Here is a 7,242-nt window from a genome sequence, read left to right as displayed (position 1 = left end):
AGGAACGGCACATCCGTATCGGTAAAGCGCCGAAGGACCAAGCCCATGGCTGGCCATGACAACAGCGTCAAGCCCATCAGCAGCGCGCGTTGAGGTCCAGGCAGGTAGCGCACGTCATGAGATTCAGTGCTCAGTTGTGCCATGCCGGGCCGAAGCCACTGCCACCAACCCCAGATGGAGACCGCCACAAACACCAATTGCAAAGACGCCTCACCGTACAACTTGCCACGGGCAAAAAACACCCCATAGAGCAGCGAACTGATGATGGCCAAGGGCCAACCCCAGACGTTGACGCGCAGGTTGCAAGCCACCATCCACAGAGACAGGACGAAGGCGACCAACTCCAGCGAAGTGACTGGCGATTGAAGCAGGCTGAACAGTGGCACCAGGGCCGGATCCGCCCAGGCCAGGTAATCAGCCCAATTGGCTTGGCCCATCAATGGACAGAGGACTCCGTTGCCGCATTGGGTGCGGGCACGCTGGGCAAACGGGTGGTCAGTTGAACGTAGACCTCGTCAGGCTTGACCATGCCAAGCTCGGTACGGGCCTTTTCTTCAACCATTTCCAGACCTTCTTGCAGGTCACGCACCTCAGCGGCCAGGCGCTCGTTGCGGGCTTGTGCCTCGGCATTGATCGACTGCTGATGGTGCACTTGCGAGCGCAATGACCAGACGCGTGGCACGCCGCCCTTACCGAACCACAGCTCAGCATGGACGATGGCCAACATCGCAATCAAGATCAGCGTGACAACTCGCATATTGCTCCATTATCGCCCAAATGAAACAGGGCCCGAAGGCCCTGTTTTCACCTATCAGAGGGAGACCTCTGATCAGCGCAGGTTGTAGAAAGCGCTGCGGCCTGGATAAACGGCCACGTTGCCCAGATCTTCTTCGATGCGCAGCAGCTGGTTGTACTTGCTCATGCGGTCAGAGCGGCTCATCGAACCGGTCTTGATCTGGCCAGCGTTCAGGCCCACGGCGATGTCGGAGATCGTGTTGTCTTCGGTTTCGCCCGAGCGGTGCGAGATCACGGCGGTGTAACCGGCGCGCTTGGCCATTTCGATCGCGGCGAAGGTTTCGGTCAGGGTGCCGATCTGGTTGATCTTGATCAGGATCGAGTTGGCGATGCCCTTTTCGATGCCTTCCTTCAGGATCTTGGTGTTGGTCACGTACAGATCGTCACCCACCAGCTGAACCTTCTTGCCCAGACGCTCGGTCAGGTGCTTCCAGCCAGCCCAGTCGCCTTCGTGCATGCCGACTTCGATGGAGATGATGGGGTACTTGTCGCACCAGGTGGCCAGCATGTCGGTCCACTGCTCGGCGGTCAGGCTCAGGCCTTCGCCTTCGAGGTGGTACTTGCCGTCCTTGAAGAACTCGGACGCAGCGCAGTCCAGGCCCAGCATGATCTGTTCGCCAGCGGTGTAGCCGGCGGCTTCGATGGCTTGCAGGATCAGCTGGATGGCTTCTTCGTGGCTGGCCACGGAAGGCGCGAAACCGCCTTCGTCACCCACGGCTGTGCTGATGTGCTTGTCGTGCAGGATCTTCTTGAGCGCGTGGAAGACTTCAGCGCCGTAACGCAGGGCCTCACGGAAGGTGGGCGCGCCCACGGGCAGGATCATGAATTCCTGGATGTCCAGGTTGTTGTTGGCGTGTGCGCCGCCGTTGATGACGTTCATCATCGGGACGGGCAACTGCACGGCACCCATGCCGCCGAAGTAGCGGTACAGGGGCAGACCAGCTTCTTCAGCAGCGGCACGAGCCACAGCCATTGACACGGCCAGCATGGCGTTGGCGCCCAGGCGGCCCTTGTTGTCGGTACCGTCGAGGTCGATCAGGGTCTTGTCCAGGAAGGCTTGCTCGGAAGCATCCAGGCCCAGCACGGCTTCGGCGATTTCGGTGTTGATGTGCTCGACGGCCTTCAGAACACCCTTGCCCAGGTAACGCGACTTGTCGCCATCGCGCAGCTCGATGGCTTCGCGCGAACCGGTGGACGCGCCGGACGGCACGGCAGCACGGCCCATGACGCCGCTCTCCAGCAGAACGTCGCATTCAACGGTGGGGTTGCCTCGGCTGTCGATGATCTCGCGGCCGATGATGTCAACGATGGCACTCATCTGGGTTTCCTCAGGAAGAAAATGGAAAGATAAGAAAAAACGAAAACAGAAAATTGTGGGGCCTGCGGTAGACCTGCCATATCAGGAGAAGTTCGACTCCAGGAAGCCGTTTTTCTTGGTGATGCGGTCAAGTTCCACCAAAGTCTCGAGCAGCGCCTTCATGTGCTTGAGCGGCACGGCGTTGGGGCCGTCGGACATGGCCTTGGCCGGATCCGGGTGCGTTTCCATGAACAGACCCGAGATGCCCACGGCCACCGCAGCTCGCGACAGCACGGGCACGAACTCTCGCTGGCCGCCGGAAGACGTGCCCTGCCCGCCTGGCAGTTGCACCGAGTGGGTGGCGTCGAACACGACGGGGGCACCGGTCTCGCGCATGATGGCCAGCGAGCGCATGTCGGACACGAGGTTGTTGTAGCCGAAGCTCACACCGCGTTCGCAAGCCATGAAGTTGTCGTCATTGAGCCCCTTGTCGCGTGCGGCGGCACGGGCCTTGTCGATGACGTTCTTCATGTCGCCAGGCGCCAGGAACTGGCCCTTCTTGATGTTCACGGGCTTGCCGCACTGGGCTACCGCGTGGATGAAGTCGGTCTGGCGGCACAGGAAGGCCGGCGTCTGCAGCACGTCCACCACCGCGGCCACCATGGGGATCTCGGCTTCGGTGTGCACGTCCGTCAGGATGGGCACGTTCAACTCGCGCTTGACCTTGGCCAGGATCTCCAGGCCCTTCTCCATGCCAGGGCCACGGAAGGAGGTACCGCTGGAGCGGTTGGCCTTGTCGTAGCTCGACTTGAAGATGAAGGGGATGCCCAAGGCAGAGGTGATCTCCTTGAGCGTGCCCGCCGTGTCCATCTGCAACTGCTCGGACTCGACCACGCAGGGGCCGGCGATCAGAAAGAAGGGATGGCTCAGGCCAACGTCGAATCCGCAGAGCTTCATGGCATGTTTCCTCAGCGCCTTGTTCAGGCTGTCTTGTTGGCGGCCTGGTGGTCCAGGGCAGCCTTGATGTAGCCGGTGAACAGCGGGTGACCGCCCCACGGTGTCGACTTGAACTCGGGATGGAACTGCACGCCGACGTACCAGGGGTGAACCGACTTGGGCAGCTCCACCATTTCAGTGAGCTTCTCGCGCTGCGTGATGGCCGAGATCACCAGACCAGCCTGTTGCAGGCGATCGAGGTAACGCTCGTTGGCTTCATAGCGGTGACGATGGCGCTCGGTCACGACCGGGCCATAGATGTCATGGGCGATGGTGCCGGGCTTCACGTCGGAAGACTGTGCGCCCAGACGCATGGTGCCGCCCAGATCGGAACTGGCATCGCGCTTCTGCACGGTGCCGTCGGCGTCCAGCCACTCGTCGATCAAGGCGATCACGGGGTGTGGCGTGTTGGGCTCGAACTCGGTGGAGTTGGCTTCCGTCAGGCCAGCCTTGTGGCGTGCGTACTCGATCGTGGCGACCTGCATACCCAGGCAGATGCCCAGGTAGGGGATGCCGTTTTCGCGGGCGAACTGGGCCGCGCAGATCTTGCCTTCCACGCCGCGCTTGCCGAAGCCGCCAGGCACCAGGATGGCGTCGAACTGCTTGAGTTGCGAGACGGTTTCAGGCGTCAGCGTTTCGGAGTCCACGTACTCGATGTTGACGCGAGCATGGTTGTGGATGCCGGCATGGCGCAGCGCTTCATTGAGCGACTTGTACGAATCCGACAGGTCGGTGTACTTGCCGCACATGGCGATGGTGACGGTCATCTTCGGGTTCTCGACCTCGTAGACCAGGTTGTCCCAGCGCGACAGGTCGGCGGGCTTGGTCTGGAGCTGCAGCTTGCCGCAGATCAGGTCGTCCAGATGCTGCTCGTGCAGCATGCGGGGCACCTTGTAGATGGTGTCGGCGTCCCACACCGAGATCACGCCGGACTCGGGCACGTTGGTGAACAGCGAAATCTTTTCGCGTTCATCTGCGGGAATGGCGCGATCGGCACGGCACAGCAGCGCATCGGGCTGGATACCGATTTCGCGCAACTTCTGTACGGTGTGCTGGGTCGGCTTGGTCTTGAGCTCGCCAGCAGCCGCGATGAAAGGCACATAGGTCAGGTGCACGAAGGCGGCATTGGTCGGACCGGCCTTCAGGCACAGCTGGCGGGCTGCTTCCATGAACGGCAGGGACTCGATGTCACCCACGGTGCCGCCGATTTCGACGATGGCCACGTCCACGGCATCGGGTGTGCCGACACCTGCGCCACGGCGCACGTAGTCCTGGATCTCATTGGTGATGTGGGGAATGACCTGCACGGTCTTGCCCAGGTAATCACCACGACGCTCCTTTTCGAGAACGCTCTTGTAGATCTGACCGGTGGTGAAGTTGTTGGCCTTCTTCATCCGCGTGGTGATGAAGCGTTCGTAGTGGCCCAGATCCAGGTCGGTTTCAGCACCGTCGTCGGTCACGAAGACCTCGCCGTGCTGGAAAGGAGACATCGTGCCAGGATCGACGTTGATGTACGGATCCAGCTTGATCAGGGTAACTTTGAGGCCACGAGATTCGAGAATGGCGGCCAGTGACGCGGCGGCGATGCCCTTGCCTAGCGAGGACACCACACCGCCCGTGACGAAGACAAACTTGGTCATTGCGCAAAAGCGCCCGCGGATGAAGCGGGCGCTGCGGTGGTAAAGCGGCATTATAGGGGCTTCAACGGGGTTTGAACCGTGGATTGCGCCACATCAACCCCCTCGATACTGAGGCCCGGTTAACCCAATGCAGTCTTCTATACTGCGCGGCTTTTGCGTCCCGGCATTTTTTCGCATCGCGCCGCCACCACCCCGGACCTGGCCTTTCATGACCAACAACATCTACACGGGGCGCCCCTCCGCGCTCACCAACGTCGACCCCGCCCTTTTTGACCAGATCGAGAAGGAGATTGACGACATCAAGCAGCGATATCGCGCCAAGCTGGGCCCCAAGGATATCGCCTATATCAAGGGACTTCGCCGTAATTCACGTATTTTCGAGGTCATTGGCCGCGGATTGCTGTGGGTGAGCCCCGAACCGATCACCTTCTCGCTGGGTGTGTTCTTCACCTGGTTGCACCGCAACATCGAGGCCATCGAAATCGGGCACAACGTGTTGCACGGGCAATATGACTACTTCCCGGAGATCCCGCAGTTCCACGCGCACAACTTCAAATGGAAGGCGCCCGTGGACGAGGAAGGCTGGCGCCGCGAGCACAATGGCCTGCACCACGTGCATACCAATGTGTTCGAAATGGACCCGGACCTGAACCACGGCATCCTGCGTACCAACGAACTGACACCCTGGAACAAGCGCCACCTGTTTCAGGTGCCTGTGTACCTGTTCGGTGCCTACCCGACGATGCTGTACCAGTTCAACGCGCAGAACCTGGGCTTCGGCCAGAAGTTCCGCGAGCGGGCCTTCCCCGAGGGCAACAAGGGCTACGCCATGGTGGACACGGCTGGCGAGTCCGACGAGGCCTTGGCCAGACGCAACAGCCGCTCCATCTGGCGCGTTCTGACAAAAGAGTACATCGTGTTCCCGCTGCTGGCAGCAGCCACAGGCTTCTCAGGCCTGAAGGTGCTGCTGGGCAACGCGCTGGCTGACGTGATCAACAACTACTGGGTCAGCATGACGATCCAGGCCACGCACTTCACCGAACCCCTGCAATCGGCTGACGCACTCAAGCACAAGGGCCACTGGTACCTGTCGCAACTGGAGTCTTCCGTGAACTTCAAGGGCAGCCGCCGCATGAGCATCCTGTGGGGCCACCTCAACTACCAGATCGAGCACCACCTGTTCCCAGACATCCCCTCGCACCACTACCCCGACATGGCCAAGGAAGTGAAGGCCGTGTGCAAGAAGTACGGTGTGGACTACAAATGCAACCCAAGCTGGGGCCGCGCCATCCGCAACTACATGTCGGTGATGTGGAAGCACTCCTTCCCCCCCGCCGCCCAAACCCAAGCGTCCAACGCCGGGACCGGTCATGCTTGAGGCCCTGCTCTCCCGCCTGAACCGCTGGGCAGTCAAGCACATCGGTCGCGACTGGCTGGACTACGTCGCCAGCAACACCATGACGGACTTCAACCGTCGCTGGAATGACTTCATCTGGACTTACGAGTTGCAGGCGATCGTGGTGGGCGTCAAGGACGAAGCTCCCGACGTCAAGACCCTGACCCTGATGCCCAACCAACTGTGGAGGGGGGCCGAGCCCGGCCAGTACATCCCGCTGCACATCCACATCAACGGCGAAACCGTCACCCGCTACTACAGCCTGTCTCCGATGGAAGACGACTGCTTCACCATCACCATCAAACGGGTGAAAGGCGGCAAGGTCTCCAACTGGGTGCACGAACAGGTGAAGCCCGGCATGGTGCTTGGCATTGGCCAGCCGCAAGGCCACTTCTGCTATCGCCAGCAATCGAAGATTCTGTTCATCAGTGCCGGCGCCGGCATCACGCCCGCCTACTCGATGATCAAGGCCTTGATGGCGTATCACATCCGCCCTGACATGGCGATGTATGCCCAGTTTGCTTCCGCACAGGACGTGATCTTCAAGGACACCCTGCAGCGCTGGCGCAGCGAAGGCCTGGCCCTGACCACCGCCCTCAGTCGGCCCACGCCCGAAGACAAGGCCTCTGGCCGCTTCGCGCCGACACTCGATGTCAGCAACATCGACACGCTGGTGCCGGACTTCCGCGAGCGAGACATCTACCTGTGCGGCCCGCAAGGTTTCATGGACAAGGTGATCAATATCCTGAAGGAAAAGGGCTACGACCTGGGCAAGCTCGACAGCGAGCGCTTTGTGGCGCATGAGATCAAGCCCCTGACACCTGAGGACTTCAAGGCCGCGCAGGCCGAGATCTACTTCCGCCATCTGGACCGTCGCCTGCAGTTGACCGAAGAAGACCAGGGCCTGAGCCTCATGCAGATTGCGGAGCGCCATCAGGTGCCCATCGAAACCGGCTGCCGTCAAGGCATGTGTGGCACTTGCAAACTGACACTCAGAGAAGGTGACGTCGTCGGCAATATGCTGGGAAATGCGGTGTATCTTTGCACCGCTTTCCCCGCGTCGAACAAATTGGTGCTCGACGCCTGATGGCGCTCACACGCGCCCGTTGACGCACTTC

At 60.9% G+C, this 7,242-nt stretch carries 7 protein-coding genes; 2 read left to right on the top strand and 5 right to left on the bottom strand.

Going from position 1 to position 7,242, the window contains the following annotated elements; genetic code table 11:
* The 5 genes from VFW93_RS01610 to VFW93_RS01590 form a co-directional block, all read right to left on the bottom strand.
* Positions 1 to 437, bottom strand: a 437-nt coding sequence (locus tag VFW93_RS01610; protein WP_329692246.1) for a nicotinamide mononucleotide transporter family protein, incomplete at its 3' end; no start/stop codon positions are given.
* Positions 437 to 757: a cell division protein FtsB gene (gene ftsB / locus VFW93_RS01605; RefSeq protein ID WP_329692245.1), complete on the bottom strand. Its 321-nt coding sequence runs from the start codon at positions 755 to 757 to the stop codon at positions 437 to 439. The genes VFW93_RS01610 and ftsB, both read right to left, overlap by 1 nt.
* Positions 758 to 829: 72 nt before the next feature.
* The gene (eno, locus tag VFW93_RS01600; RefSeq protein WP_329692244.1) at positions 830 to 2,113 is read right to left on the bottom strand and encodes a phosphopyruvate hydratase; all 1,284 of its coding nucleotides are present in this window, start codon (positions 2,111 to 2,113) and stop codon (positions 830 to 832) included.
* Positions 2,114 to 2,194: 81 nt separating this feature from the next.
* Positions 2,195 to 3,049 (bottom strand): 3-deoxy-8-phosphooctulonate synthase, encoded by an 855-nt coding sequence (gene kdsA / locus VFW93_RS01595; protein WP_329692243.1) that lies wholly within the window; start codon positions 3,047 to 3,049, stop codon positions 2,195 to 2,197.
* Positions 3,050 to 3,072: 23 nt separating this feature from the next.
* On the bottom strand, positions 3,073 to 4,728 hold the full coding sequence (locus VFW93_RS01590) for a CTP synthase (protein ID WP_329692242.1): 1,656 nt from the start codon (positions 4,726 to 4,728) through the stop codon (positions 3,073 to 3,075).
* Positions 4,729 to 4,936: 208 nt separating this feature from the next.
* On the opposite strand from VFW93_RS01590, the gene VFW93_RS01585 reads away from it, so the two are divergent.
* Positions 4,937 to 6,106, top strand: coding sequence for an acyl-CoA desaturase (locus tag VFW93_RS01585; protein ID WP_329692241.1), 1,170 nt, complete (start codon positions 4,937 to 4,939; stop codon positions 6,104 to 6,106).
* Positions 6,099 to 7,211, top strand: coding sequence for a flavin reductase family protein (locus VFW93_RS01580; protein WP_329692240.1), 1,113 nt, complete (start codon positions 6,099 to 6,101; stop codon positions 7,209 to 7,211). Before VFW93_RS01585 ends, VFW93_RS01580 begins: the two co-directional genes overlap by 8 nt.
* Positions 7,212 to 7,242 lie beyond the last annotated feature (31 nt).

It is taken from the genome of Aquabacterium sp. (genome assembly GCF_036279675.1).
In the GTDB taxonomy this organism is placed as follows: domain Bacteria; phylum Pseudomonadota; class Gammaproteobacteria; order Burkholderiales; family Burkholderiaceae_C; genus Aquabacterium.
This window is presented reverse-complemented; position numbering and strand designations above follow the sequence as displayed.

What these genes read in the sequence shown, in the direction of transcription:
- VFW93_RS01590 (WP_329692242.1), bottom strand. Translation starts at nt 4,728, where the DNA reads ATGACCAAGTTTGTCTTCGTCACGGGCGGTGTGGTGTCCTCGCTAGGC.
- ftsB (WP_329692245.1), bottom strand. Translation starts at nt 757, where the DNA reads ATGCGAGTTGTCACGCTGATCTTGATTGCGATGTTGGCCATCGTCCAT.
- VFW93_RS01585 (WP_329692241.1), top strand. Translation starts at nt 4,937, where the DNA reads ATGACCAACAACATCTACACGGGGCGCCCCTCCGCGCTCACCAACGTC.
- VFW93_RS01580 (WP_329692240.1), top strand. Translation starts at nt 6,099, where the DNA reads ATGCTTGAGGCCCTGCTCTCCCGCCTGAACCGCTGGGCAGTCAAGCAC.
- kdsA (WP_329692243.1), bottom strand. Translation starts at nt 3,049, where the DNA reads ATGAAGCTCTGCGGATTCGACGTTGGCCTGAGCCATCCCTTCTTTCTG.
- eno (WP_329692244.1), bottom strand. Translation starts at nt 2,113, where the DNA reads ATGAGTGCCATCGTTGACATCATCGGCCGCGAGATCATCGACAGCCGA.